The organism is Massilia polaris, from assembly GCF_012927275.1.
Classification (GTDB): Bacteria; Pseudomonadota; Gammaproteobacteria; order Burkholderiales; family Burkholderiaceae_D; genus Telluria_A; species Telluria_A polaris.
Genome location: NZ_JABBGG010000003.1, coordinates 12,921 through 39,040 on the forward strand (window position 1 = coordinate 12,921; position 26,120 = coordinate 39,040).

At 63.0% G+C, this 26,120-nt stretch carries 25 protein-coding genes and 4 tRNA genes; 14 read left to right on the forward strand and 15 right to left on the reverse strand.

Annotated elements, in window-relative coordinates; all coding sequences use genetic code 11:
• Positions 1-34 precede the first annotated feature (34 nt).
• Entirely contained in the window at positions 35-1,549 is a 1,515-nt protein-coding gene (locus HHL21_RS06350) for an NAD(P)H-hydrate dehydratase (protein WP_169464433.1), read from the forward strand.
• Here the strand turns inward: HHL21_RS06350 and HHL21_RS06355 are convergent.
• Entirely contained in the window at positions 1,521-2,237 is a 717-nt protein-coding gene (locus HHL21_RS06355; RefSeq protein WP_169464434.1) for an ABC transporter ATP-binding protein, read from the reverse strand. The genes HHL21_RS06350 and HHL21_RS06355 overlap by 29 nt on opposite strands.
• On the opposite strand from HHL21_RS06355, the gene HHL21_RS06360 reads away from it, so the two are divergent.
• Positions 2,236-2,865 carry an arylesterase gene (locus tag HHL21_RS06360; protein WP_229496145.1) on the forward strand — a complete coding sequence of 210 codons (630 nt, stop codon included), beginning with the start codon at positions 2,236-2,238 and terminating at the stop codon, positions 2,863-2,865. The two genes, HHL21_RS06355 and HHL21_RS06360, sit on opposite strands and share 2 nt — an antisense overlap.
• Complete coding sequence (mnmH, locus tag HHL21_RS06365) at positions 2,862-3,914, forward strand: tRNA 2-selenouridine(34) synthase MnmH (RefSeq protein ID WP_169464436.1); 1,053 nt, start codon at positions 2,862-2,864, stop codon at positions 3,912-3,914. The genes HHL21_RS06360 and mnmH overlap by 4 nt, the downstream gene beginning before the upstream one ends.
• A 77-nt stretch (positions 3,915-3,991) precedes the next feature.
• Here mnmH and HHL21_RS06370 read toward each other — a convergent pair whose 3' ends face one another.
• From HHL21_RS06370 to lon, 6 genes are all read right to left on the reverse strand, one after another.
• Positions 3,992-5,908 carry a SurA N-terminal domain-containing protein gene (locus tag HHL21_RS06370; RefSeq protein ID WP_169464437.1) on the reverse strand — a complete coding sequence of 639 codons (1,917 nt, stop codon included), beginning with the start codon at positions 5,906-5,908 and terminating at the stop codon, positions 3,992-3,994.
• 317 nt (positions 5,909-6,225) lie between these two features.
• A tRNA-Asp gene (locus HHL21_RS06375) sits at positions 6,226-6,302 on the reverse strand.
• Between the two features lie 15 nt (positions 6,303-6,317).
• Positions 6,318-6,394: transfer RNA gene (locus tag HHL21_RS06380), tRNA-Asp, on the reverse strand.
• Positions 6,395-6,422: 28 nt separating this feature from the next.
• A tRNA-Val gene (locus tag HHL21_RS06385) sits at positions 6,423-6,498 on the reverse strand.
• Positions 6,499-6,544: 46 nt separating this feature from the next.
• Positions 6,545-6,817 (reverse strand): HU family DNA-binding protein, encoded by a 273-nt coding sequence (locus tag HHL21_RS06390; protein ID WP_169464438.1) that lies wholly within the window; start codon positions 6,815-6,817, stop codon positions 6,545-6,547.
• Between the two features lie 143 nt (positions 6,818-6,960).
• Positions 6,961-9,366 (reverse strand): endopeptidase La, encoded by a 2,406-nt coding sequence (gene lon, locus HHL21_RS06395; RefSeq protein ID WP_169464439.1) that lies wholly within the window; start codon positions 9,364-9,366, stop codon positions 6,961-6,963.
• On the opposite strand from lon, the gene HHL21_RS06400 reads away from it, so the two are divergent.
• Positions 9,365-9,571, forward strand: coding sequence for a hypothetical protein (locus HHL21_RS06400; RefSeq protein WP_169464440.1), 207 nt, complete (start codon positions 9,365-9,367; stop codon positions 9,569-9,571). The two genes, lon and HHL21_RS06400, sit on opposite strands and share 2 nt — an antisense overlap.
• Before the next feature lie 82 nt (positions 9,572-9,653).
• Here HHL21_RS06400 and clpX read toward each other — a convergent pair whose 3' ends face one another.
• The 6 genes from clpX to HHL21_RS06430 all read right to left on the reverse strand — a co-directional run bounded on the left by clpX (position 9,654) and on the right by HHL21_RS06430 (position 17,628).
• The gene (clpX, locus tag HHL21_RS06405) at positions 9,654-10,922 is read right to left on the reverse strand and encodes an ATP-dependent Clp protease ATP-binding subunit ClpX (protein WP_169464441.1); all 1,269 of its coding nucleotides are present in this window, start codon (positions 10,920-10,922) and stop codon (positions 9,654-9,656) included.
• Between the two features lie 158 nt (positions 10,923-11,080).
• The gene (clpP, locus tag HHL21_RS06410; protein ID WP_169464442.1) at positions 11,081-11,698 is read right to left on the reverse strand and encodes an ATP-dependent Clp endopeptidase proteolytic subunit ClpP; all 618 of its coding nucleotides are present in this window, start codon (positions 11,696-11,698) and stop codon (positions 11,081-11,083) included.
• A gap of 41 nt (positions 11,699-11,739) precedes the next feature.
• Positions 11,740-13,080 carry a trigger factor gene (tig, locus tag HHL21_RS06415; RefSeq protein WP_169464443.1) on the reverse strand — a complete coding sequence of 447 codons (1,341 nt, stop codon included), beginning with the start codon at positions 13,078-13,080 and terminating at the stop codon, positions 11,740-11,742.
• A gap of 32 nt (positions 13,081-13,112) precedes the next feature.
• Positions 13,113-13,199 (reverse strand) — tRNA-Leu (locus tag HHL21_RS06420).
• A 206-nt stretch (positions 13,200-13,405) separates the two neighbouring features.
• Positions 13,406-16,498 carry an efflux RND transporter permease subunit gene (locus HHL21_RS06425; protein WP_169464444.1) on the reverse strand — a complete coding sequence of 1,031 codons (3,093 nt, stop codon included), beginning with the start codon at positions 16,496-16,498 and terminating at the stop codon, positions 13,406-13,408.
• On the reverse strand, positions 16,495-17,628 hold the full coding sequence (locus HHL21_RS06430) for an efflux RND transporter periplasmic adaptor subunit (RefSeq protein WP_370659676.1): 1,134 nt from the start codon (positions 17,626-17,628) through the stop codon (positions 16,495-16,497). Before HHL21_RS06430 ends, HHL21_RS06425 begins: the two co-directional genes overlap by 4 nt.
• Positions 17,629-17,786: 158 nt before the next feature.
• Here HHL21_RS06430 and hpnC point away from each other — a divergent pair, with 158 nt between their 5' ends.
• From hpnC to HHL21_RS06460, 6 genes are all read left to right on the forward strand, one after another.
• Positions 17,787-18,596 carry a squalene synthase HpnC gene (gene hpnC, locus HHL21_RS06435; protein WP_169464445.1) on the forward strand — a complete coding sequence of 270 codons (810 nt, stop codon included), beginning with the start codon at positions 17,787-17,789 and terminating at the stop codon, positions 18,594-18,596.
• Between the two features lie 83 nt (positions 18,597-18,679).
• Positions 18,680-19,513, forward strand: coding sequence for a presqualene diphosphate synthase HpnD (hpnD, locus tag HHL21_RS06440; RefSeq protein ID WP_169464446.1), 834 nt, complete (start codon positions 18,680-18,682; stop codon positions 19,511-19,513).
• Positions 19,500-20,831 (forward strand): hydroxysqualene dehydroxylase HpnE, encoded by a 1,332-nt coding sequence (hpnE, locus tag HHL21_RS06445; protein ID WP_169464447.1) that lies wholly within the window; start codon positions 19,500-19,502, stop codon positions 20,829-20,831. The genes hpnD and hpnE overlap by 14 nt, the downstream gene beginning before the upstream one ends.
• Before the next feature lie 111 nt (positions 20,832-20,942).
• The gene (locus tag HHL21_RS06450; RefSeq protein ID WP_169464448.1) at positions 20,943-21,086 is read left to right on the forward strand and encodes a hypothetical protein; all 144 of its coding nucleotides are present in this window, start codon (positions 20,943-20,945) and stop codon (positions 21,084-21,086) included.
• 22 nt (positions 21,087-21,108) lie between these two features.
• A complete protein-coding gene (locus tag HHL21_RS06455; protein ID WP_169464449.1) occupies positions 21,109-21,921 on the forward strand; it encodes a DUF1700 domain-containing protein in 813 nt (270 codons plus the stop codon).
• A gap of 17 nt (positions 21,922-21,938) precedes the next feature.
• Positions 21,939-22,745 (forward strand): head GIN domain-containing protein, encoded by an 807-nt coding sequence (locus HHL21_RS06460; RefSeq protein WP_169464450.1) that lies wholly within the window; start codon positions 21,939-21,941, stop codon positions 22,743-22,745.
• Here the strand turns inward: HHL21_RS06460 and HHL21_RS06465 are convergent.
• A complete protein-coding gene (locus HHL21_RS06465) occupies positions 22,732-23,982 on the reverse strand; it encodes a TIGR03862 family flavoprotein (protein WP_169464451.1) in 1,251 nt (416 codons plus the stop codon). The genes HHL21_RS06460 and HHL21_RS06465 overlap by 14 nt on opposite strands.
• Before the next feature lie 135 nt (positions 23,983-24,117).
• Between HHL21_RS06465 and HHL21_RS06470 the strand changes: the two genes are divergently transcribed.
• Genes HHL21_RS06470 through HHL21_RS06485 form a run of 4 tightly spaced genes read left to right on the forward strand, consistent with a single transcriptional unit; the run spans position 24,118 to position 25,859 of the window.
• The gene (locus HHL21_RS06470; protein ID WP_169464452.1) at positions 24,118-24,504 is read left to right on the forward strand and encodes a hypothetical protein; all 387 of its coding nucleotides are present in this window, start codon (positions 24,118-24,120) and stop codon (positions 24,502-24,504) included.
• On the forward strand, positions 24,501-24,704 hold the full coding sequence (locus HHL21_RS06475; RefSeq protein ID WP_169464453.1) for a helix-turn-helix transcriptional regulator: 204 nt from the start codon (positions 24,501-24,503) through the stop codon (positions 24,702-24,704). The genes HHL21_RS06470 and HHL21_RS06475 overlap by 4 nt, the downstream gene beginning before the upstream one ends.
• Entirely contained in the window at positions 24,701-25,624 is a 924-nt protein-coding gene (locus HHL21_RS06480; RefSeq protein ID WP_169464454.1) for an alpha/beta fold hydrolase, read from the forward strand. Before HHL21_RS06475 ends, HHL21_RS06480 begins: the two co-directional genes overlap by 4 nt.
• Positions 25,625-25,634: 10 nt before the next feature.
• The gene (locus HHL21_RS06485) at positions 25,635-25,859 is read left to right on the forward strand and encodes a hypothetical protein (protein ID WP_169464455.1); all 225 of its coding nucleotides are present in this window, start codon (positions 25,635-25,637) and stop codon (positions 25,857-25,859) included.
• Here HHL21_RS06485 and moaD read toward each other — a convergent pair.
• On the reverse strand, positions 25,856-26,113 hold the full coding sequence (gene moaD / locus HHL21_RS06490; protein ID WP_169464456.1) for a molybdopterin converting factor subunit 1: 258 nt from the start codon (positions 26,111-26,113) through the stop codon (positions 25,856-25,858). The two genes, HHL21_RS06485 and moaD, sit on opposite strands and share 4 nt — an antisense overlap.
• Positions 26,114-26,120 lie beyond the last annotated feature (7 nt).

The following is a 26,120-nucleotide window of genomic DNA, read 5'->3' on the forward strand; positions in this document are numbered from 1 at the left end:
AGTTTTGAAGTTTCAGCAAGCACTCGGAGGCTACATGGGAGCACTTTTCAGCGTCGCGGAGATCCGGCAGGCGGAACAGGCAGCGGCGGCGCAACTGGCGCCAGGAACACTGATGCAGCGCGCGGGCCAGGTGGCCGCGCGCATCGCGATCGACCTCCTGGGCGAAACGCCCGCACCGCCTGTGCTGGTCCTCGCCGGCCCCGGAAACAATGGCGGCGATGCACTTGAAGTGGCGGCCAACCTCGCGCAGGCCGGTGTCGACGTCACCGTCGTCCACCTGGCTTGCGTCGGCGATCCTTCGGCGGAAACCGCGCATGCGCTGGCCAAGGCGCGCGCCAGCACTGCCGAATTCACAGATGCGTTGCCGGCCGGCGGGCCGTGGGCGCTGGTTGTCGACGGCCTGTTCGGGATCGGGCTGGCGCGACCGGTGCAGGGCGAGGCACGCGCCATGATCGAGGCGGTGAACGCCCTGGATTGCCCGGTGCTGGCGCTTGATGTACCGAGCGGGCTCGATGCCGATTCCGGCGCCGTGATCGGGCCGGATGGCGTTGCGGTCCGCGCGACCCACACGGTCACCTTCATTGGCAACAAGCCGGGCTTGCACACCTTTGGCGGCCGCGATTACGCCGGCGAGGTGCTGGTCGCACGACTCGGTATTGCGGAAGACATGCTGCCGGGCGCCAGCGTCCACCTCAATGAGCCGCACCTGTTCGACCTGGCGTTCGTGGCGCGCCTGCATGACTCGCACAAGGGCAGTTTCGGCGACGTCGCCGTCGTGGGCGGTGCCCGCGGAATGGCCGGCGCCCCGATCCTGGCGGCGAAGGCTGCGCTGTTTTCCGGCGCCGGACGCGTGTATGTGGCCTCGATCGACCACGGACCGGCTTACGACAACGCCCAGCCCGAGCTGATGTTCCGCGATGCGGCCAACCACAACTTCGACGGAAGCACCATCGTCGCGGGTCCGGGCATGGGGGATTCCGCGACCGCGATTCGCGTGCTGGCCAGGGCGCTCGATGGCGACAGCCCGCTGGTGCTCGATGCGGACGCCCTCAACCTGATTGCTGCCAGCCCTGACCTGCAATCGCGCCTGTCGGCCCGCCATGCATCGTCGATACTGACGCCGCACCCTTTGGAAGCGGCGCGCCTGCTGGGTGTCACGGCCGGCGTCATACAGGGCGACCGGCTGGAAGCGGCGCGCGAGATCGCTGCCCGGTTCGATGCCTACGTCGTGCTGAAGGGATCGGGCACCATCATCGCGATGCCCGATGGCGAGGCCGCGATCAACCCGACCGGCAATCCGGGTCTCGCCAGCGCTGGCACTGGAGACGTGCTGGCAGGTCTATGCGGCAGCCTGATGGCGCAAGGCTGGCCGGCGCGCGATGCGGCGCTGGCCGCGGTGTGGATGCACGGCGAGGCGGCCGACCGGCTGGTGGCGCAAGGCGCCGGTCCGATCGGACTGACCGCCGGCGAGCTGCCGGAGGCGATTCGGGCAGTCCTGAACCGGATGGTGGCGGAACGGCCTAAACGAGCCGGCCAGCCGCAATCGTGATGATGCGGGCGCAGCGGGCCGCGATCGACGGGTCGTGCGTGACCAGCACGAGGGTGGAGCCGCGCTCGCGGTTCAGCTCAAACATCAATTGGATGACCGACTCGCCGGTTGCCGCATCGAGGCTGCCGGTCGGTTCGTCCGCGAACAGCAGCGGCGGTTCGGTGACGAAGGCGCGCGCCAGGGCGACGCGCTGCTGCTCGCCGCCGGACAGGTACTTCGGATAATGCTTCAGGCGGCTCGACAGCCCTACCCGGCCCAGCATCGCAGTCGCCTTCTCTTTCGCGTCGGCCTCGCCCCGCAATTCCATCGGCAGCATCACGTTTTCAAGCGCGTTCAAATGGGCCAGCAACTGGAAGGACTGGAACACGAACCCCAGCTTGGCCTTGCGCAGCGATGCGCGGCCATCCTCGTCCAGGGCGAAGATATCGCTGCCGTCGAGGATGACTTTGCCGGTCGATGGCGTGTCGAGGCCGGCGAGCAGGCCCAGCAGGGTGGACTTGCCGGAACCCGAAGCCCCGACAATGGCAAGCGTCTCAGCCGGTTGCACTGTAAAATCGACGCTGTGCAAAATGGTGAGCTCGCCACTGGCGTCAGCCACCCGCTTTGATAAATTGATTACTTCGATTGCCGCCGTCGATTTGGCAACGTTGTCAACGTAACTATTGGAAGCTTCTGGAATGTCACGCATGCTTGTTAGTCTCAATAAACTGTGGGTCGGCGCCCTGTTGCTGCTTGCCGCATCGGCGAGCGCCTATTCTGCACCAAAAACGGTGCTCGTGCTTGGCGACAGCCTGTCGGCCGAGTACGGTCTGAACCGCGGTAGCGGCTGGGTGGCGCTGCTCGAAAAGAAGCTCAAGGCCGAACGCATCAGCGCGACGATCGTCAACGCCAGCATCAGCGGCGAAACCACCAGCGGCGGACGCGCGCGCCTGCCCGCGCTGATCAGGCAGCACAAGCCATCGGTCGTCGTGATCGAACTGGGCGCCAACGACGGCCTGCGCGGCCTGCCGGTCGCCTCGGCCGAAGACAATCTGCGCACGATGGTCGACCTGGCCAGGAAGAACGACGCCCAGGTCCTGCTGGTCGGCATGCGCATGCCGCCGAATTACGGCCGTGCGTACACCGAGCAGTTCTTCAATATGTACACCAAGCTGTCGACCAGGTACAAAGCGCCGCTGGTGCCGTTCATGCTGGAAGGCGTGGCCGACCAGCCGAAGCTGTTCCAGGCCGACCGCCTGCACCCGAACGCGGACGCGCACCCGATCATCCTGGCTAACATCTGGCCCAAGTTCAAGCCGCTCGTAAAGGCCCAATGAAGTATCCTGCCCTATTAAACTTCCGCGACATCCTGCCGCAACTCGGCCAATTCGATACGATCATCGACGCCCGCAGCGAGGCCGAGTACGCGCTCGATCATCTTCCGGGCGCGATCAACTGCCCTGTGTTGAACAACGACGAGCGCGTACGCGTCGGCACGATGTACAAGCAGGTCGGCGCGTTCGAGGCCAAGAAGCTCGGCGCGGCGCTGGTCGCGCGCAACATCGCGCGCCATATTGAAGAACGCTTCGCCGACAAGCCGCGCGAATGGAAGCCGCTGGTGTACTGCTGGCGCGGCGGGAACCGCAGCGGTTCGATGGCGCACGTGCTGGCGCGGATCGGCTGGCCGGCGATCCAGCTTGACGGCGGTTACAAGGCCTACCGCGCTCACGTCAGCGAGAAGCTGTCCGAAACCCCGCCGCACACGTTCAAGGTTATTTGCGGGACCACGGGCAGCGGCAAGAGCCGGCTGCTGGAGGTGATGGCCGGGATTGGCGCACAGGTGCTCGATCTCGAGCAGCTAGCGGCGCATCGCGGTTCGGTGCTCGGCAACCTGCCGAGCCAACCGCAGCCTTCGCAGAAGATGTTCGAGTCGACGATCTGGCAGAAGCTGCGCGAGTTCGATCCTGCTGTGACGGTGTTTGTGGAGTCCGAGAGCAAGAAGGTCGGGCAGCTGCGCGTGCCGGATGCGGTGATGGAGAAAATGCGGCAATCGCCGTGCGTGTCGCTGACCCTGTCGCGGCCGAACCGGGTGCGCTTGCTGATGGAGGATTACGAGCACTTTACCCAGAGCCCGGATACGCTCAATGCGCAGCTGGATTGCCTGGTGAAGCTGCACGGGCGCGAGAAAATCGACAGCTGGCATCAGATGGCCAATAGCGGCCGGATGCCGGAACTCGTCGATGAACTGCTGGTTGAGCATTACGACCCGGCTTACCTGAAGTCGATCGACCGGAACTTTGTGCAGTTCAACGAAGCCGAGGTGCTGGAGCTGGGCGATATTTCGGAGGCGGAGTTCCTGTCCGCGGCCAGGCGCTTGCGCGGGTAGCAGCGTGGCATGGGTTCCATAAAACAGAAAAGACCCGGCAGCTTCCGCTGACCGGGTCTTTTGATATGCGCCGCTGATTAGTTAGCTGCGGCTTCCGTCTTCGCTGGCTGTGCCACCGTGATCTTGGTCTTGGCCTTTTGCTTCAGCGCTTCGATGAAGCCGTACATCTCCTGCTGGCCAACCACGCCTGCGATCTGCTCCGCTTCGGCCGCGCGGCGCGCCGCGTCAGGCGTTGCCGGCATCGCTACCTTGCCGATGCGGTACACGCCATAACCCGAGCCCGGGACTTCAACGCCAACATACGCCGGCAGCTTGCTCGCATCCGCCTTCAGCACCGCGAGTGCGGCCGTCGGGTTGATGGTCGGCTGCTTGGTACGCGACACCAAGACCGGCGCGCCGAAACCAGCGGCGTCGCCCGATGCCTTGGCCGCAGCCAGCTTCGCTTCGCCAGCCTTGCGGGCCAGCTTGATCGCTTCTTCGACCGTCACGCGCTGGCGGATCGCCGCATCGACTTCGGCCAGCGGACGCTTGGTCGCAGGCTTGAATTCCACCACGCGGCCGGCAACCAGGGTGCCAGGCGCTACTTCAACCGCTTCGGTGTTGCGCTTGTTCTTCAGCGAGTCGGCCGCGAATACCGCTTGCAGGAACTTGGCGTTGTTGTACGGTGCGTCGGCCAGTGCCGGCGACGGGGTGCGCGCCAGGTTGTCCACGGTCTGCACGGTCAGCTTGAGCTTGTCGGCGACCGGCTTCAGGCTGTCCGATTGCTCGTACACGGTATCGTTAAATACTTCGGCCAGTTCCGAGAACTTTTTCGACATCGTGGCCTTCTTCAGTTCCGCAGTGATCTCGCCTTTGACATCGTCCAGGGTCTTGGTCGCAGCCGGCACAACGCTGGTGACGGTGATGATGTGGAAGCCGAACTCGGATTCCACCAGGGCGCTGATCTCGCCTTGCTTCAGCTTGGCGATCGCGTCTTCAACCGACGGCACGAACGCGCCCTTCTCTACCACGCCCAGGTCGCCGCCTACTTCGGCCGAGCCAGGATCCTGCGATTTCGCCTTGGCGATTGCCGCGAAGTTGGCCGGGGTGGCGCGCACTTCGGCGAGGATCGCTTCCGCCTTCTGCTTGGCGGCGGCCTTGTCGGCAGCGCTGGCGCCCTTAGGCGCGTTGACCAGGATGTGGCTTGCGGTGCGGCGCTCAGGCGAGCCGTAACGCTTCTGATTCTTGTTGTAGAAGTCGGAGACTTCCGCATCGCCGACGGCGACCTGGCTTTCAACGGCGGCCGTATCGAGCACGACGTATTCAACTTTGGCGCGTTCAGGAACGGCGAACAGCGCGGCGTTCTTGTCGTAGTAGGCCTTGACCATGTCGTCGGTGACCTTGACCTGGGTGATGAAGTCGGACACCGGGAATACCAGTTCCTGCACTTCGCGTTCCTGGTCGTTGACGTCGGACAGGCGCTTCGAGACCGAGCGCGGTACGAACGCGCTGGCCTGGACCGCGTTGTTCAGCTGCTGCATCGCCATGTCGCGACGCATGCGCGCGTCGAACATCGCAGGCGACATGCCCTGCGCGGCCAGCACGGCCTTGTACTGCTCCATGTCGAAGCTGCCGTCCGCCTTCTTGAAGGCTTCGATGCCGGCAATGGTCTGGGCCAGCGTGGCGTCGTTGACGGTGAGGTGGCTGCGTTTGATTTCCGCTTCCAGCGCGCGCTCGGCGATCAGGTTGTCGAGGACAGCCTGGCGTGCTTCCGGTGTTTCGAACATCTTCTGGTCGAACTGTTCGCCCATGCTCTGGCGATAGCGGTCCATTTGCTGGCGCTGCGCCTCTTCCCATTCCTGCTGGGTGATCTTCCTGCCGTCGACGGTTGCCACGCCAGTGGTGGCGTCGCCGCTTTGATAGCTGCTGACGCCGACCAGAACGAACGAGGGCACGATCAGCAGCATCAGGAAGACCTGCATCAAGCGTTTGTGAGTGCGGATAAATTCAAACATGGATCAGCCACTTCGAAATTAAGGTAAATGCAACGTGCACATAGAAAAAAAGGCGAACTTTCGTTCGCCTTTTTCTTTGTTCTTGGCGGAGCGGACGGGACTCGCCGACGTTCCGCCGGCCGCGGATTCCCCTGCAGGGAAATCCCTTCGAGCCCGAACCGCATTCCCCGCAGGGGGAATGCTTCTTCCATCTCAATTCTTGGCGGAGCGGACGGGACTCGCCGACGTTCCGCCGGCCGCGGATTCCCCTGCAGGGAAATCCCTTCGAGCCCGAACCGCATTCCCCGCAGGGGGAATGCTTCTTCCATCTCAATTCTTGGCGGAGCGGACGGGACTCGAACCCGCGACCCCCGGCGTGACAGGCCGGTATTCTAACCAACTGAACTACCGCTCCAAATTATGTGCTCCCTGGCGGAGCGGACGGGACTCGAACCCGCGACCCCCGGCGTGACAGGCCGGTATTCTAACCAACTGAACTACCGCTCCAGGAAAACACGATACAAGCTGTACTTGGTGGTGGGCGCTGAGAGGCTCGAACTCCCGACCTAAGCCTTGTAAGGGCTCCGCTCTACCAACTGAGCTAAGCGCCCGCACACTGCCAAATACATCCGGCGTTTGTCACAACGCCGAAGGCCATTAGTTTACTGCATCTTTCAGCGCTTTGCCAGCTTTAAATTTCGGAACGCGCTGCGCCTCGATTTTGATGGCTTCCTTGGTGCGCGGATTGCGGCCCGTGCGGGCTGCACGCTCGCCTACCGAGAAGGTGCCGAAGCCGACCAGGGTGACCGTGTCGTTCTTCTGCAGGCTGGTGGTGACTGCTTCAATCATGGCATCGAGTGCACGTGTAGCCGAGGCCTTGGTGATGTCCGCGGACTTGGCGATTTGTTCAATCAATTCTGTTTTGTTCACATGTGCCTCATTACTTGAAAGGTGCGCCAAAAATTGCGCAGCGCGTATTAAACGCGCTGGCCCTCCCGTGTGTCAAGCCGAAATGAAACAAGCGCCACGAGGGCGCTTGCTTGGCGAGCCGGCTTACCTTGGCTTAGTGCTTGTTAGTGCTTGACGACGTCCGCCTGGCCATCGGCAGCCGGAGCCGCGGTCACGGCGACCGGCGCCACTTCCACGATCGGCTGCGGGTGGCGTTCCAGCGCAATCTCAAGCACCTTGTCGATCCAGCGAACCGGAACGATTTCGAGCTTGTTCTTGACGTTGTCCGGAATCTCGGCCAGGTCCTTCACGTTCTGCTCAGGGATGATCACGGTCTTGATGCCGCCGCGATGCGCCGCCAGCAGTTTTTCCTTCAGGCCGCCGATCGGCAGCACTTCGCCACGCAGCGTGATCTCGCCGGTCATGGCCACGTCGGCGCGGACTGGGATGCCGGTGAATACCGATACCAGTGCGGTCGTCATGGCGATACCCGCGGAAGGACCGTCCTTCGGCGTCGCGCCTTCCGGCACGTGGATGTGGATGTCGCTCTTCTCGAACACGTCGTTCTTGATGCCGAGGCGGTTGGAACGCGAACGCACCACGGTACGCGCCGCTTCGATCGATTCCTTCATCACGTCGCCCAGCGTACCGGTGCGGACCACAACGCCCTTGCCCGGCATCGTCACGGCTTCGATGGTCAGCAGGTCGCCGCCCACTTCGGTCCATGCAAGGCCGACCACCTGGCCGATCTGGTTTTCCTTCTCGGCCACGCCGAAGTCGTAGCGGCGCACGCCCAGGAACTTATCCAGGTTCTTGCCGTTGACGATGACCTTCTTCTCGGACGCCTTCAGCAGCAGCATCTTGACGACCTTCCGGCAGATCTTCGAGATTTCACGCTCGAGCGAACGCACGCCAGCTTCGCGGGTGTAGTAGCGGATGATGTCGCGCACGGCGCTTTCTTCCACCTTGATCTCTTCCTCGCGCAGGCCGTTCGCCTTGATCTGCTTCGGCAGCAGGTAGCGCTGGGCGATGCTGGTCTTTTCGTCCTCGGTGTACCCGGACAGGCGGATCACCTCCATACGGTCGAGCAGCGCCGGCGGGATGTTGTACGAGTTCGAGGTCGCCACGAACATCACGTCCGACAGGTCGAAGTCGACTTCGATGTAGTGGTCCGAGAACGTGTGGTTCTGTTCAGGGTCCAGCACCTCGAGCAGCGCCGACGACGGGTCGCCGCGGAAGTCCGCGCCCATCTTGTCGATCTCGTCGAGCAGGAACAGCGGATTGCGCACGCCGACTTTCGACAGCGACTGCAGCACCTTGCCCGGCATCGAGCCGATATAGGTGCGGCGGTGGCCGCGGATCTCGGCTTCGTCGCGCACGCCGCCGAGCGCCATGCGCACGAACTTGCGGTTGGTGGCCTTGGCGATCGACTGCCCCAGCGAAGTCTTGCCGACGCCCGGAGGACCGACGAAGCACAGGATCGGCGCCTTCAGCTTGTCGACGCGTTGCTGGACCGCGAGGTATTCCAGGATGCGTTCTTTAACCTTGTCGAGACCGTAGTGGTCGCCTTCGAGCACTTTCTCGGCGTTGACCAGGTCGTTGTTGACCTTGGACTTTTTCTTCCACGGCAGGTTGACCAGGGTGTCGATGTAATTGCGCACGACGGTCGCTTCCGCGGACATCGGCGACATCAGCTTGAGCTTCTTGATCTCGTTGTTGGCCTTGTCCAGTGCCTCTTTCGGCATTTTGGCGGCAATTACCTTCTTCTCGAGTTCGTCGATATCGGCGCCGTCTTCGCCCTCGCCCAGTTCCTTCTGGATAGCTTTGACCTGTTCGTTCAGGTAGTACTCGCGCTGCGATTTTTCCATCTGGCGCTTGACGCGGCCGCGGATGCGCTTTTCGACCTGCAGGATGTCGAGTTCGCCTTCCAGCTGGCCGAGCAGGTGCTCGAGTCGCTTGGCGACGTTGAAGATCTCGAGGATGACCTGCTTCTGCTCAAGCTTGAGCGGCAGATGGGCGGCCACGGTGTCGGCCAGGCGGCCGGCGTCGTCGATGCCTGCCAGCGAAGCGAGGATCTCGGGTGGAATCTTCTTGTTCAGTTTGACGTATTGGTCGAACTGCTGGACGATCGCGCGGCGCATCGCTTCGACTTCGGAGTCGTCGCCGACTTCGGAAGAAAGCGGGGTCAGGTCCGCGATAAAGTGCGTCGGCGCATCGCTGACATGATTGATGCGCGCACGCTGGGCGCCCTCGACCAGGACCTTGACGGTGCCGTCGGGGAGCTTAAGCATTTGCAAAATGTTTGCCACGCAACCGATTTCATAGATGTCGGACGCGGATGGCTCGTCCTTGGCGGCAGCCTTTTGCGCGGCAAGCATGATGCTCTTGCCCTGCTCCATCGCGGCTTCCAGCGCCTTGATGGACTTCGGCCGGCCGACGAACAGCGGGATCACCATGTGCGGGAACACGACTACATCACGCAACGGCAACAATGGCAGCGTCGTTTGCTCGGTTAGTTTGGAAGTTGTCATGGCATACCTTATAGAAAGCGTGTATCACAATATTGGCACAGCATCGCCAAAACACAAGGCCGCACGATTAATATTCTCCGAAGTTAATTTGATTAATTCATCAACTTATTTGAATACCGCGGGCAATGCCATAAAAGAATTTAGCACTTCATTAAATAAAAAAGCCACCGCGCAGCTGGCTTGCTGCGAGTGGCTTTTCGATTGAAGCCTGCTTCTTTTATTGAGCTAAATTGTACCGCCAAGAATTGAGGAATCAAACGTTTTTGTTGCGCGCACACACCGTTTTATCAGTTTTCGCCCGATGCTTTAGGCGTTTCGCTGTAAATCAGCAAAGGTTTGGCGCCATTCGTGATCGTATTTTCATCAATTACGACCTTCACGACATTTTGCTGATTCGGCAGGTCGTACATAACATCCAGCAAAGCGTGTTCGAGAATGGAACGCAATCCGCGCGCACCGGTTTTACGGGCCAGTGCTTTACGTGCAATTGCGTGCAAAGCAGCAGGACGAATTTCCAGTTCCGCGCCTTCCATTTCAAGCAACTTGGTGTATTGCTTGATAAGGGCGTTCTTTGGCTCAATCAGGATCTGGATCAGCGCTTCCTCGGTCAGTTCCGACAAGGTTGCGACAACCGGCAGGCGGCCAACCAGTTCCGGAATCAGGCCGAACTTGATCAGGTCTTCCGGTTCGGCTTCCAGCAGCACGTCGCTGCTGGCGCGCTGGGTCTGGCTCTTGACGCTGGCCGAGAAACCGATGCCGCTCTTTTCGGAGCGGTTCTGGATGATCTTGACCAGGCCGTCGAACGCGCCGCCGCAGATGAACATGATGTTGGTCGTGTCGATCTGGACGAAGTCCTGGTTCGGGTGCTTGCGCCCGCCTTGCGGCGGTACCGATGCCATGGTGCCTTCGATCAGCTTGAGCAGCGCCTGCTGCACGCCCTCGCCCGATACGTCGCGGGTGATCGACGGATTGTCCGACTTGCGCGAGATCTTGTCGATTTCATCGATGTAGACGATGCCGCGCTGGGCCTTGTCGACTTCGTAGTTGCAGCTTTGCAGCAGCTTCTGGATGATGTTCTCGACGTCTTCGCCCACGTAGCCGGCTTCGGTCAGGGTGGTGGCGTCGGCGATCACGAACGGCACGTTGAGCATGCGCGCCAGGGTCTGCGCCAGCAGGGTCTTGCCCGAGCCGGTAGGACCGACCAGCAAGATGTTGCTCTTGGCCAGTTCGACGTCGTCTTTCTTGCCCAGGTGCTTGAGGCGCTTGTAGTGGTTGTACACCGCTACCGACAGGATGCGCTTGGCGGTTTGCTGGCCGATGACGTACTGGTCCAGCAACTCGGCGATCTCGTGCGGGGTCGGCAGGTCGCTCTTGGCGCCCGCTACCGTCTCCACATTCGACGTCTCGTCGCGGATGATGTCATTGCACAGGTCGATGCACTCGTCGCAGATGAACACGGAGGGACCCGCGATGAGCTTCTTGACCTCGTGCTGGCTCTTGCCGCAGAACGAGCAGTAGAGGAGTTTTTCGCCGCTGGAGGATTTTTTGTCTGACATGGGGCAGATTTCTATTCGATTGCTAAAATATAACGCTAATACGAGTGCGCAACAAGTGCGCGCATAACTGCCATGCTACCCGAAATAAAAACAAAACGCCCGAACGTTGCGGCGCCCGGGCGTTTTTCAGCAACAGCGTGGCTGGATTACTTCCCGCATCACGCTCGGCTGGTCAACACTTTGTCGATCAGGCCATACTCGGCTGCCTCGTCGCTCGACATGAAGCGATCGCGGTCGGTGTCCTTGTGGATCTGCTCGACGGTCTGGCCGGTGTTCTCGGCCATGATGCGCGCCAGGCGCTCGCGCAGGTAGAGAATTTCCTTGGCCTGGATTTCGATGTCCGAAGCCATGCCTTGCGAGCCGCCCGACGGCTGGTGAATCATGATGCGCGAGTTCGGCAACGAGAAACGCTTGCCCTTGGTGCCGGCAGCCAGCAGGAAGGCGCCCATCGAGGCCGCCAGGCCGGTGCACAGCGTGGAGACGTCCGGCTTGATGAAGTTCATCGTGTCGAAAATCGCCAGGCCGGCCGAGACGGAGCCGCCAGGTGAGTTGATGTAGAGCGAAATATCCTTGTCAGGATTCTCGCTCTCCAGGAACAGCATCTGGGCCACGATCAGGTTGGCCATCTGGTCGTTGACAGGACCGACCAGGAAGATCACGCGTTCTTTCAGCAGGCGCGAGTAGATATCGTAAGCGCGCTCGCCGCGGCCGCTCTGTTCCACGACCATCGGCACGAGGCCGAGTGCTTGTGTGTCCAATGCCGGATTATGATTCATACCTGTCTTTTCCTCTGTGTAAGGGGAGCTTAAAACGAACTTTAAGCTTGTGCGTTGCTTCCCATCAATTCGTCGAAGGCGACGTCCTTGGTGACGACTTTTGCCTTCTCGAGCACATAGTTAACGACGTTTTCTTCCAATACAAGAGCTTCGATGTCGGCCAGGCGGCGACGGTCGCTGTAGTAGTACTTCAGGACTTCTTTCGGATCTTCGTAGCTCTGTGCGAAATCTTCGATCTGGCCCTTGACCTGCTCAGGCTTGGCTTGCAGGTTGTTGTCGCCCACCAGCTGCTGCAGGATCAGGCCCAGCTTGACGCGGCGCTCCGCCTTTTCAGCGAACAGCTCGGTCGGGAAAGGCATGTTCTTGACGTCCATGCCGCGCTGCGCCATGTCGCTGCGGGTCATTTCCGCCAGGCGCTCGGAATCCTGCTGGATCATGACGGTAGGAACTTGCAGTTCGGTAACTTTCAGCAGCGCGTCCATGACGGCTTCCTTGTTGCGCGCCTTGATACGGCCGGCAACTTCACGCTCCAGGTTGACCTTGATGTCCGAACGCATTTTTTCCAGGTCGCCGTCTTCCATGCCCAGCGACTTCGCGAATTCCGCGTCGACTGCTGGCAGGTGGGCCCATTCCAGGTGCTTCAGGGTGATCGTGAAGTCGGCGGTTTTGCCGGCCACGTCCTTGCCGTGGTAGTCCTCTGGGAATGCCAGTGGGAAGGTCTTGCTGTCGCCGGCCTTCAGGCCAACGGTCGCTGCTTCGAATTCCGGCAGCATGCGGCCTTCGCCGAGCACGAAGCTGTAGTCGTCAGCTTTGCCGCCTGGGAACTCAACGCCGTCGATCTTGCCGACGAAGTCGACGGTCACGCGGTCGCCGTTTTCAGCGACTGGCTTGCCGCCGTCGCCGTGCGGGCCGGCTTCGCCCTTGGTGTGGTAATGCACGCGCTGCTTGCGCAGGATGTCGATGGTCTTGTCGATTTCAGCATCGGTGACGTCGGACTTGATGGTTTCGACTTCAACCGACGCCAGGTCGCCAACCACGACTTCCGGGTAGACTTCGAAGGTGGCGTCGAAGGTCAGGGTGCCTTCCGGGCTATCTTCTTTTGGCTCGATTTTCGGGAAGCCGGCGACGCGCAGCTGGTTCTCGTTGGCAGCTTCGTTGAAAGCGCGGCCGACCTTGTCGTTCAGCACGTCCGATTCGATCTGGTAGCCGTATTGGGCGGCGACCATTTTCATCGGAACCTTGCCTGGACGGAAGCCAGGGGCTTTGGCCGTCTTGGCCTGCTTTTTCAAGCGCTTTTCAACTTCCGTACGGACGTCAGTCAGCGGAAAAGAGATCGTCATGCGACGTTCGAGTTTACCCAGGGTTTCGACTGCAGTTGCCATTGTTAAAATCGTCCAAAAAATAATTATTCGTGTGGTGCGAGGAGGGGGACTCGAACCCCCACACCATTGCTGGCGTCAGGACCTAAACCTGGTGCGTCTACCAATTTCGCCATCCTCGCGGGATCGTTGGCCGCACCGACAAAAACAAAGGGCGTCCGAAGGTCAAACCGGCCGCCCTGCACTGCCTTTGTTAGGGGCTACAACATCAACCCGGTATTTTACTGGATTTTCTGACACCACAGGGCGAATTTTGAAATGGGGCGGAACGGGGCCTCAAAACGTCGTTCCCGCCTGCGCGGGAACGACCCTTTTGAGGCTGCCGGTGTCAGGTGCCTACTGGCTTCCTGACCCTGAACCAGGCCGCGTACAAGGCCGGCAGGAACAGCAAGGTCAGCGCCGTCGCCACCACCAGCCCGCCCATGATCGCCACCGCCATCGGCCCCCAGAACACGGAGCGCGTCAGCGGAATCATGGCGAGCGCCGCGGCGGCGGCGGTCAGCACGATCGGACGCGCGCGCCGCACCGCCGCGTCGATCACGGCATTCCACGCTTCCGCCCCATTCGCGATATCGCGTTCGATCTGGTCCACCAGGATCACCGAATTCCGGATGATCATGCCGAACAGCGCGATCACGCCAAGGTTCGCGACGAAGCCGAACGGACGTGAAAGCAACAGCAGCGCCATCGCGGCGCCGGCCACGCCCAGCGGGCCAGTCAGGAATACCATCACCGAACGCGAGAAGCTATGCAGCTGCAGCATCAGCAGCGTGAACACAATGAACAGCACCAGCGGCACATTCGCCGCGATCGACGCTTCCGCCGCCGCGCTGTCGGCCGCCGCACCGGCAACCTCGATCGTATAACCCGGCGGCAGCTTGGCGCGCAGGTCAGCCAGCGACTCCAACACCTGGTCCGACACGGTCGGCCCCTGGATGCCGTCGACGACATCCGACTGCACGGTGATCGCCCACTCGCGCCCTTCGCGCCACACCACGCCCGGCTCCCACACGAAGGCGACGCGCGCCACCTGCGAGATCGTCACCGAACGCCCCGACGGGGTCGGCACGTTGGTCTCGTTCAGCGCCGACAGCGTGGCGCGCTCTTCGACCGGCTGGCGGATCACGATGTCGATCAGCTTGTTATCTTCCCTGAACTGCCCCACCGGGGTGCCGGACAAGATGGTATTCGCTACCCGCATCACCGATTGCGACGTCACGCCCAACGCGCGCATCTTGGCCTGGTCGAGGTCCAGGCGCAACACCTTGACCGACTCGTTCCAGTTGTCGTTCACACCCAGCGAGTTCGGATTGGCGCGCATGACCTCCTTGACCTGGTCGGCCAGCGCGCGCGTGGTCGCGATGTCAGGCCCGCCGACACGGAACTGCACCGGATACGGCACCGGCGGCCCGTTCGGCAGCAGCCTGACCCTGCCTCGCACTTCGGGGAAGTCGTTCTCGAATACTTCGACGATCTTCAGGCGCAACTCTTCGCGCGCCTTCAGGCTGGTCGGCAGCACCACCAGCTGAGCGACGTTCGACTGCGGGAATATCTGGTCGAGCGGCAGGTAGAAGCGCGGGCTGCCGGTGCCGACATAGCTGGTCACGCTTTCCACATTCTCCTGCTTGCCGATGAAGGCCTCGAACTTCTTGACCTGCGCCTCGGTGGCGCTGAACGCGGCCCCTTCCGGCATCCACATCTCGACCATCAGCTCCGGCCGGCTGGAGTCAGGGAAGAACTGCTTCTCGATGAACTTGAAGCCGAATACGCCCAGCCCGAACACCGCCAGCGTCATCGCGATGGTCGCAAAGCGCCATTCGACGCACCACGCCACGACTTTGCGGAAGCGCAGGTAGGCCGGCGTGTTGAACACGTCATGTTCGCTTTCGCCGGCCGTCGTCGCGTGCGGTTTCACCTTCAGCAGCAGGAAGCCGATGTACGGCGTGAAGATGACCGCCACCAGCCACGAGACCAGCAGCGCGATCGCGTTCACCGAGAACATCGAGAACGTGTACTCGCCCGCTGCGGACTGGGCCAGGCCGATCGGCAGGAAGCCCGCAGCGGTAATCAGGGTACCGGTCAGCATCGGCATGGCAGTCGAGGTGTAGGCGAAGGTGGCCGCATCGAAGCGCGACATGCCCTCCTCCATTTTGCGCACCATCATCTCGACCGCGATGATGGCGTCGTCGACCAGCAGGCCAAGCGCGATGATCAGGGCGCCGAGCGAAATCTTGTGCAGGTCGATGTGGAAAATGCTCATCAACAGGAAGGTAATCGCCAGCACCAGCGGAATGGTCAGCGCCACCACCAGGCCTGGGCGCGGATCGATGCGCAGCGGCTTGGTATGCAGGCCGAGCGCGATGAAGCTCACGGCAAGCACGATCAGCACCGCCTCGATCAGCACCTTGATGAACTCACCGACCGATGCGGCAACCGCGCGCGGCTGGTCAGATACCCGTTCAAGCTCGATCCCGACCGGCAGCTGCGACTTGATGCGCGCAACCGTCTCCTCGAGGCCCTTGCCCATCGTGATGATATTGCCGCCCTTTTCCATCGACACGCCAAGGCCGATCACTTCCTGGCCGTTGAAGCGCATCTTGTCCTGCGGCGGGTCCTTGTACTCGCGCTTGATCTTCGCAAAGTCGCCGAGGCGGAAAGTCGCGCCGTTGGCGCGCAGCTGCAGCGATTCGAGCTCCTTGACGTCTTGCAGCGCTCCGGTGACGCGCACCTGCAGGTTGTCGGTCGGCGTCACCATCACGCCGCTCGCCTCGATCGCGTTCTGGGTGGCGATCTGGTTGACGATCACGTCGAACGGCACGCCCAGTTGCGAGAACTTCTTGTGCGAGAACTCGATCGTGATCTTCTCGTCCTGCACGCCGAACTGTTCTACCTTGGCCACCAGCGGCACGCGCAGCAGCTGCTGGCGCACGAAGTCGGCGTGGTCCTTCATCTCGGCGTAATTGAAGCCATCGCCGCTCAATGCGAAGATCGATCCGTAGGTATCGCCGAATTCGTCATTGAAGAACGGGCCGATCACCCCTGCGGGCAGCGTGGCGCGGATGTCGCCGATCTTCTTGCGCACCTGGTACCACGACGCGGACGTCTCGGAAGGCGGCGTCGATTCGCGCAACTCGACGATGATGAAGGTCTCGCCCGGTTTCGAGTAGCTCTTGATCTTGTCGATGTAAGGCGTTTCCTGCAGCTTGCGTTCGAGCTTGTCGGTGACCTGTTCGGCCATCTGCACCGCGGTAGCGCCAGGCCAGATCGCCCGCACGACCATCACGCGGAAGGTGAACGGCGGATCTTCATCCTGGCCGAGATTGCCGTAACTGAGGATACCGCCGATCAGCAGCGCGCCCATCAGGTAGCGGATCAGCGGGATGTGTTCGAGCGCCCAGCGTGAAAGATTAAAACCCCTCATTTCACTGCCCCGGCGGCTGCCACGGGCGCGACCTGCCCGGACAGCAGTTTGACCTTCTGTCCGTTCTTCAGCTTGTTCACGCCGGCGGTGACGATGGTCTGGCCCGGCGCGATGCCGCTCGCGATGACCACGTCGTTGCCGGACGTGCCGCCAACCTGCACGGGCACCAGCTTCACGGCGCCTTTTTCGACGACCCACACGGCAGTCGACGACTTCTCATGGAACAGCGCCGTCAGCGGAACGCGCATCTGCGGCGTCGCCCACTTCGATGCGAACTGCACGCGCGCCGTCATGCCCAGCTTGACGTCGCTGCCTGCGCCAGGAATCGACACGCGCACCGGGTAGGTACGAGTGGCAGGATCGGCCACCGGCGACACTTCGCGGATCGTGCCGCGGATGGCGACATCGGGGTTGGCCCACATGCGCACCGTGACGTCCTGCACCTTGCGCATCGCGTCGACCTTGTCTTCCGGGAGCGAGATCACGATCTCTTTATCGTTGGTGTTGGCGACGCTGGCGACCGGCGTGCCGGCAGCCACCACCTGCCCTACTTCGGCGCTGATGGCGGTGACGACGCCGTCCGTGTCGGACACCAGTGTCGAGTACTGCGCCTGGTTCGACTGCGCCGAGTAGCCGGCCCTGGCCGCATCGACATTGGCCTGCGCCGATGCGAACGCCGATTTGCGTGCGTCGAGCACGGCCTGGCTGACGAAATTCTGCTTGCGCAGCTCCTGGTAGCGTTTCAATTCGGCGCGCGCCAGGTCGCGCTGGGTTTCGGCGGCACGCAGCGAGGCGCGTGCCTGCGTCTGCGACAACTGCAAGTCCTGCGGGTCAAGCTGCATCAGCACCTGGCCGCGTTTGACGACAGTGCCCACATCGACCTTGCGCGCGATGATCTTGCCGCCGACGCGAAAGCCCAGGCGCGATTCGACGCGCGGACGCACCTCACCGGCAAACTCCGCGTTGACGTCGATATCGCTGCTGCCCACCACGATGGCCCTGACCGGCCGGACATCCTCCTGTTTCGGCGCGTCCTTCGAACACGCCGCCAGCAACAGCAGCAGCGAGGTGGAGAGCATGAGGCCGACAGCGGCGGGGCTTTTGGGGCGCAGTTTTTTCAGGGCGAACACGGTGTTTTCCTTTACTATGCGGTGGCGCCTGGGCCACCAATTGCTTAAGCGACAAGATGGTACTACTTTTACATGCGCTCAGCTACTGACTTTCAGGTTATTAATTATAGCTGTGCAGAAATTCCTTTGCTAATGACTTTTGCGTCACTTACTCCTTCATGCCTGTCGATCATTACGAAAATTTTCCTGTCGCTTCTGTATTGATGCCGAGACGGCTGGTCCCGGCCATCGAGGCGATCTACGCCTTTGCGCGCAGCGCGGACGACCTGGCCGATGAGGGCGACGCGGCGCCGGCCGAGCGGTTGGCGGCACTGGCGGCATATGAAGAGGCGCTCGACGGCATCGAGAGCGGCGAGCTGCAGGCCGACCCGCTGTTCGCACGGCTTGCCAGGGTGATCGCGCAATACAAGCTGCCGCTGCAGCCATTCCGCGACCTGCTGTCGGCCTTCCGCCAGGATGTCGTCACCACCCGCTACGCCGGATTCGACGCGCTGCTCGATTACTGCCGCCGCTCGGCCAACCCGGTCGGCCTGCTGATGCTGTCGCTGTACGGTGCCGCCGGCGAGCGTAACGTCCGCGACTCGGACGCGATCTGCTCGGCGCTCCAGCTGATCAACTTCCTGCAGGACGTGGCGATCGACCGCAACAAGGACCGCATCTATATCCCGCTGGACGACCTCGCGCGGTTCGGCGTCGATCCGGCCCAGCTTGACCAGGGCCTCGCTGACGAGCGCTGGCGTGCGCTGATGGCGTTCGAGGTGCGGCGTGCCCGCGCGCTGATGCTCGCCGGCGCCCCGCTCGCGCGCCGGCTCCCCGGCCGCATCGGCTGGGAGCTGCGCCTGGTGGTCCAGGGCGGCCTGCGCATCCTCGACAAGATCGAAGGTGTCGGCTACGACGTGTTCACGCGCCGCCCGCAGCTGAAACCGGCGGACTGGGCAGTCATGCTGTGGCGCGCGATCCGGATGTAACGAAAAATCAAGCTCCCAGCGGTATCGGCAACACCCATCGGCTAGAATAGCGGCTTCCTGTCGCGCACCCTTGCTTTTAGAACATGTCTCCCGACGAATACTGCCACCAGAAAACCGTTCAAAGCGGTTCGAGTTTTTACTACAGCTTCCTGTTCCTGCCGCAGGAGCGCCGCCGCGCGATTACCGCGCTGTATGCGTTCTGCCGCGAAGTCGACGACACGGTCGACGACTGCACCGACCAGTCGGTCGCGCGCATCAAGCTGGCCTGGTGGCGCACCGAAGTCTCGAAAATGTACGAGGGCACGCCGGCCCACCCGGTGATGCAGGCATTGCAGCCGCACCTGGCCGTGTACAAGCTCGAACAACAGCACCTGCTGGCGATCGTCGATGGCATGGAGATGGACCTCGACCAGAGCCGCTACCTCGACTACCCGGCCCTGCAGCGCTACTGCTGGCACGTGGCGAGCGTGGTCGGCATCCTGTCGGCCAGCATCTTCGGCGTGACCAATCCGCGCACGCTGGAATACGCCGAGAAGCTGGGCCTCGCGTTCCAGCTGACGAACATCATCCGCGACGTCGGCGAAGATGCGCGCAAGGGCCGCATCTACCTGCCGATCAACGAGCTCCAGCAGTTCGGCGTGACGGCGGCGGACCTGCTCAACGCGCGCCACAGCGACAAGTTCGAAGCGCTGATGCGCTTCCAGGTCGCGCGTGCATACAAGATGTACGATGAAGCGATGGCGCTGCTGCCGAAGGAAGACCGCCGCGCGCAGCGTCCGGGCCTGATGATGGCCGCGATCTACCGCACCGTGCTCGACGAAATCGAACGCGACAACTACCAGGTACTGAACCAGCGGATCTCGCTCACGCCCATCCGGAAGCTCTGGCTGGCGTGGAAGACCTATGTCCGCAGCTAAGGCGCCGGCCAGCGCCGCCGTCATCGGCGGCGGCTGGGCAGGCTGCGCGGCCGCGGTGGAGCTGGCCCATGCAGGGTGCAAGGTCACGCTGTTCGAAGCCGCCCGTTCGCTGGGCGGGCGCGCGCGCAGCGTCGAGGTGCACGGCAAACTGCTCGACAACGGCCAGCACATCATGCTGGGCGCGTACAGCGACACCTTGCGCCTGCTGCGCCGCGTCGGCATCAAGCCGGCCGCCGCCCTGCTCCACCTTCCCCTGCAAATGCGCTATCCGCCGGGGTCCGGCATGGACTTCGTCGCAGCGCGCCTGCCTGCGCCGCTGCACCTGGCCATCGCGCTGCTGCGCGCGAAGGGACTGGGAGGCGACGACAAAATGGCGCTGGCCCGTTTCTCGACCAGCGCGCGCTGGATGGACTGGACGCTGTACAACGACTGCAGCGTCACCGAACTGCTCGAACGCTTCGACCAGACCCCGCGCCTGATCGCGCTGATGTGGCGTCCGCTGTGCCTTGCGGCCCTCAACACGCCGCCGGAGCGGGCGTCGGCGCAGGTGTTCCTCAATGTGCTGCGCGACAGCCTGGGCGCGCAGCGCGCCGCGTCGGACATGCTGGTGCCGCGCCTCGCGCTCGGCGCCCTGTTCCCAGCAGCGGCGGCCGGCTACGTCGAATCGCGCGGCGGGATTGTCCGCATCGGCGCGCGCGTCGATGCGCTCGAGGCTGCGGGCGATGGCTGGCAACTGCGCTGCGGCGCCGAATCGCAGGCATTTGACGCGGTAATCATCGCCACCCCGCCTTACGTCGCGGAATCGCTGCTCGAAGGACTGGACGCGGCGCCGATTCCCGCGTTCGAGTACGAGCCGATCACCACCTGCTATCTCCAGTACGGCGCCGCCGTGCGCCTCGGCCTGCCGTTTTACGCGCTGGAAGAGCATCCGGAATCGGGCGAATGGGGCCAGTTCCTGTTCGACCGGGGGCAGCTCGACAAGGACCAGGCCGGGCTGCTGGCAGTTGTCATCAGTGCATCGGGCAGCGCCGTTGAGCTTGGCCAGGATGCGCTCAGCGCCGCCGTCGCGCAGCAGTTGGCGCGCGTGCTGGGCCGGCCGGAGCTGGGCTCGCCCTCGTGGACCAAGGTCATCACGGAAAAGCGTGCGACCTTCGCCTGCACGCCGGGACTGCTACGCCCGGGCAATGAAACGGGCCTGCCGGGCCTCTGGCTGGCGGGCGATTACACCGCCAGCGACTACCCGGCGACCCTGGAAGGCGCCGTGCGCAGCGGATCGGCGGCCGCGCGCGCCGTGCTGCAGCGCACAGCCATCCCCTGATATGGCCTCCTGCCCCGCGAAAAATGCAGCCTGTCGCACGGCGGTGGCAGCCAGGTGAGCGTTTGCGTAAAGTCACATCATCGAAACAGGTCTTTCATGATGGATTTGCAAATGAACATCACCCTTGTCCTTCGCGCACTGGCCTTGCTGGCATTTGTCGCCGCAAGCACAGCAGTGATTGTCATCCCGGAACTGATTGGCGGCATCCGCGCGCCGCAAACGCATATCGCCGTCGTGGCCCTTGCCCACGGCTGACGGCAACTGATTGGAGCAACACATGGGCAAACTTGAATATCTCGACGCATTAAAGCGTGCCATGGCCGGGCTGCCGGTCGAGGCGCAAGCCAAGACCCTGGCTTACTACGAACAGCGTTTCGTCGACGGCGTCGCCGCTGGCCTGAGCGAAGAAGAAATCGCGAAGGGTCTCGACGATCCGAAAAAGATCGCCATGACGCTGCGCGCCAACACCCATATGCGCGCTTTCGAGGAAAAGAAGAACCCGGCGAACTTCGTGCGCCTGATGGTCGCGGTCATTGGCCTGGCCATCTTCAACCTGTTCATGGTGGTGCCGGCGATCGTCTACGCATCGCTGCTGGCGACGCTGTACGCATGCGGCCTGGCGCTCTACCTCGGCGGCGTGGCGGTCACCGCCAGCGGCCTGGCCGGCGCCAGCGAGCTGGTACTGGACGGGCCGCTGCGGCACTTCGTGATCCATGGCCGCGACGATGACGGCGAACGGCGCCAGGCCAAGGTCACCATCGATGCGATGGGCGTGCACGTCGATGAAAACCACAAAGGCGACGAAGCGGAAGCCTCGGCCTCCGCCACCGCCAGCGTCGATGTGGACGTCTCCGAGGACACCAACCGCTCCGAACGCGTGATCCGCGGCGCCGAATCGGTGGCTGAACGCGGCATCAAGGTCTACACCGACATGGACGCCGATTCGCGCGCAACCCAGACCGCGGTCGGCCTGGCGATGGTACTTGGCGGGATCGTGCTGTTCCTGCTCAGCCTTGTCGTGACGCGCTACACCTTCATCGGCATCCGGCGCTACATCGATATGAACCTGTCCCTGCTCAAGGGCGCCTGAACCAGATCGGAGTCGCAATGAGAACATTATTAAAAGTCGGATTCGGCATGCTGGTACTGGCGTTCGCGCTGATCGCCATGTCCTACAGCATGCTGCGCGCCGAAGGCACCGCGGGGTCGTCGAATCCTGAAGGCCGCATGGTCGATACCGAAACCCGCAAGGTCGAGGCCCGCGTCACCAGCATCGACCTGACCGGGCCGATCGACCTGACCTTGCGCCAGGGCGCGGTGCCGTCGCTGACGGTGCGCGGCGAAAAGCGCCTGCTCGGGAATGTGGAGACCATCCAGGTCGGCGATACGCTGGAAATCGCGACCAAGGGCATGCTGCTGCATCACCGAAATCCGTTGCAGGTCGTGCTGGTGCTGCCGTCGCTGGAAAGTGTCAGCATCAACGGCAGCGGCTCCAGCACCGTCAACGGCTTCATCGGCGACAAGGCCAATGTGGAGCTGCACGGGTCGGGCAACCTCAAGTTCAACGGGCGCTATCGCGAAGTCGTCGCCGGCGTGCATGGCAGCGGCGAGGTCGAAGTCAATGGCGGCGCCAGCGAAAAGGTCGCCGTCGAAGTGGTCGGCTCCGGCCAGATGACGGTGGTCGGATCGGCCGAAGAATTCAAAGTTGAACAGACCGGATCGGGCGACCTGAATGCGCGCCACCTGGCCGCGCGCGCGGTCAATGTCGAGTTGATGGGCTCAGGGACGTCGATTGTCCAGGCGCGCGAAGTGGCCGCGGTGAGCCTGCGCGGCAGCGGCGACGTCACCGTCCATGGCAGCCCAAGCCAGCGCAGCGTCAGCCGCACCGGCTCCGGCGACGTCACTTTCCGCTAGTAGCCAGCCACGCCAGCGCGCCGTTTGCCGCGGCGCGCGCGCTGGCAAAGCACGCGGTCAGAAGATATCCCCCGGTCGGCGCTTCCCAGTCGACCATTTCTCCCGCTACGAAGACCCCCGGTAGTGCGCGCAGCATGCCGCTTTCCGCCTCAATCGCCTCGAAGCGCACGCCCCCGGCGCTGCTGATCGCCTCGTCGATCGGGCGCGCACGGATCAACCTCAAGGGCAGGTGTTTGAGCGCGGCCGCCAGCAGCGCCGGGTTGGCGAAGTCCTGCTTCGACAGGCACTCGTGCAGCAGCCCGGACTTGACGCCCTTGATACCCAGCCGGCTTTGCAGGTGGCTGGGCATCGAACGGGCGCCGCGCGGGCGCGACACTTCTTCAAACACGCGTTCCGCAGCCAGGTCGGGCAGGAGGTCGAGCCAGATGGTGGTGCTGCCTTCGGCCTCGACCTGGTCGCGCAGGGCGGCGGACAGCGCGTAAATCAGGCTGCCCTCGACGCCGGTTTGCGTGACGACGAACTGGCCCTGCTTGCGAACCATCTGGCCGCCCCTGTCGCGCGAAGTCACGGCCACGGTAATCAAAGGTTCACCCGCGTGGCGGCTGCTGAAATGCTCGCTCCAGTCCACCTCGAATCCGCAGTTGGCCGGGCGCAGCGGTGCTACGTCCACTTCTTTGGCCTGCAGCAGCGGCACCCACGCGCCGTCCGAACCGAGTCGTGCCCAGCTGCAGCCGCCCAGTGCGAGGACCACGGCGTCGGCTTCGGCTTCAAGCTCGCCCTCCGGCGCAGCGAACAGCAGCTTGTCGCCGCGCCAGCCCAGCCAGCGATGGCGCATGTGGAACTGGACGCCGGACTCGCGCAGGCGGTGCAGCCAGGCGCGCAGCAGCGGGGCCGCCTTCATATCGGTCGGGAAGACGCGCCCGGAGCTGCCGACGAATGTCTCGACGCCCAGGCCGTGAATCCAGTCGCGCACCGCTGCGGCGTCAAAGCACTCGAGCCAGCGGGCGACCTGCTGTTCGCGCCCGCCATAGCGCGCGACAAATGCTTCATACGGCTCGGAGTGGGTGATGTTCATGCCGCCCTTCCCCGCCAACAGGAACTTGCGGCCGACGGACGGCATCGCATCGTAGAGGTTGACCTGCACGCCGCCCGCACCCAGGACTTCGGCCGCCATCAGGCCTGCCGGGCCGCCGCCGATGATGGCGACTCTTTTAGTGCGGAGGGAATTGATTGGCATCGATGCGGCGCTTGCGATTGAAGGACCGCCATTTTAGTCGAGATTGGCCTCGCCCAGACAGATGTAAAGGGAACTTGACATGCAAAACCAAGCCGCCTAATATGTAAAGCATACTTGACTAAACGGAGCGATGGCATGCATGAGAAGACGGTAGCGCGAATCTATACGAGGGAAATGTGCGGCGCCATGTTTGTGTATGTGGTCTTGCTGGTCGCCTCGATCAAGCTTGGACGTCCGATGGCCGACGGCGTTGGCCGCATCCTGGCGCTGGCTAGCCGGGTGATCGGTGTCCTGCTGGTGGTGTGGGCCCTGGCGCGCCACTTCCGCCGGGTCGACGAATTCATTCGCCAGACCACGCTGGAAAGCATCGCCATCGCAGCCGCTGTTGCCGCAGGCCTCAGCTTCACCTACGGCTTCCTCGAAACCGCCGGCTATCCGCGCCTGTCCATGTTCGTCGTGCTGCCGCTGATGTTCGGGGTGTGGGGCGTAGTGTCCTGCGTGCGCGCAATCGCCAACCGATGAACAACAGCATTCGCGCCTTGCGGGCCGAATGCGGCTGGAGCCAGGCCCACCTGGCAGACCTGCTGCAGGTCTCGCGCCAGACAGTCAACGCGATCGAGACCGGCCGCTACGACCCCAGCCTGCCGCTTGCGTTTGCCATTGCAAAGCTATTCTCACAACCGATTGAAGCGATCTTCACCCCAGACCAGGAGCCAGCATGAAAAAAGCCGCCGTTCTTCTCGCACTGCTGTTCGCAGCTGGTGCTCCCGCACACGCGCAGGACGAACCGCGCAACCGCTTCGCTTCAACCGAAGTCGCTTCCGAGCGCTTCGAAGTGGGCGCGCTGGCGGTCGAACGCCACGGCAGACGTGGTACGCCGATGATCCTGATCCCAGGGCTGGCCAGTGGAAGCTGGGTATGGCAGGACGCGATTCGCACTTTCCGCGACGACCATGTGCTGTATGTGGTGACGCTGCCGGGCTTCGACGGCCGCGCGCCGATAGCGGGGAACATGCTCGATGAGGTACAGAAGTCGCTGCACCAGCTGATCGACTCGCGCAAGCTGGCCAGGCCAGTGCTGGTCGGGCACAGCCTGGGAGGCACGCTTGCGATCGCGATCGCGGCGCAGCATCCCAACCTGGCTGGAGGCGTTGTCAGCATCGACGGATTGCCGGTCTTCCCCGGCACCGAGGATATGCCGCCCGAGCAGCGCCCGCAACTCGCCAGCGGCATCATGCGCCGCATGGCCGGGCTGACGCCTGCGGCCTTCGCCGGCCAGCAGCAGCAATATATGCGCAGCATTGGCGTAGTCGACATGGCGCGCGCCGATGAACTGGCCAAGCTGACCGCGCGCAGCGATCCGGCAGCGACGGTGCAGTACATGGCAGCTGTGATGGCGCAGGACCTTCGTCCCGGCCTCCCGCAGATAACGGCGCCGGTGCTGGTGCTGGCGCCGTTCCTGGAACTGGACGCGACCGATCCGAGCGCCGGCATGGCCAGCAAGGTCGGCTACTACACCGAGTTGATGTCGGGTACCCCGAAATTGAGCGTGGTCGGCATACCGGGCGCGCGCCACTTCGCGATGATCGACCAGCCGCAGCGCGTCACCGACGCGATCCGCGCATTCTTGAAGTCACGGTAGGGAGAAGTCGATGAAAAGCACGGGATTCTGGATCAGGCGCTATGCCGTTGTCGCTGGCGGCGCTTTCGTCCTGCTGGTGGCAGCCGGTTTGCTGAAGGGCCGCGAACCTGAACGAGTCCTGGCCGAGTCCTTGTTCTGGGGAGTGGTAACGGCGGCGGTATTTACCGCCTTCCGCTACCGTAGCGCGCGCAAAGGCGAGGCGTGCGCGCTGTGCCGCGATACGGTCGAAGACTAGCCGCCGGTCACTGGAGGGAAGAAGGCGACTTCACCGCCTGCTTCCACCAGCGTATCGGGCGGGCACATGACATGGTTGAACGCGGTGCGCAGCGGACGGTCGGCGGCCAGGGCAGTTTGCCAATCACCTCCACGCGCCATCAGGTGTTCGCGAACCGCGCCGACGGTCGTCACGCCTGGCGGCAGCGTCATAGTCTCTTGCGCGGTGCCGACGGCTTCACGCACGCTGGCAAAAAATCGCAGCGTAATTTCCATAGTGTTT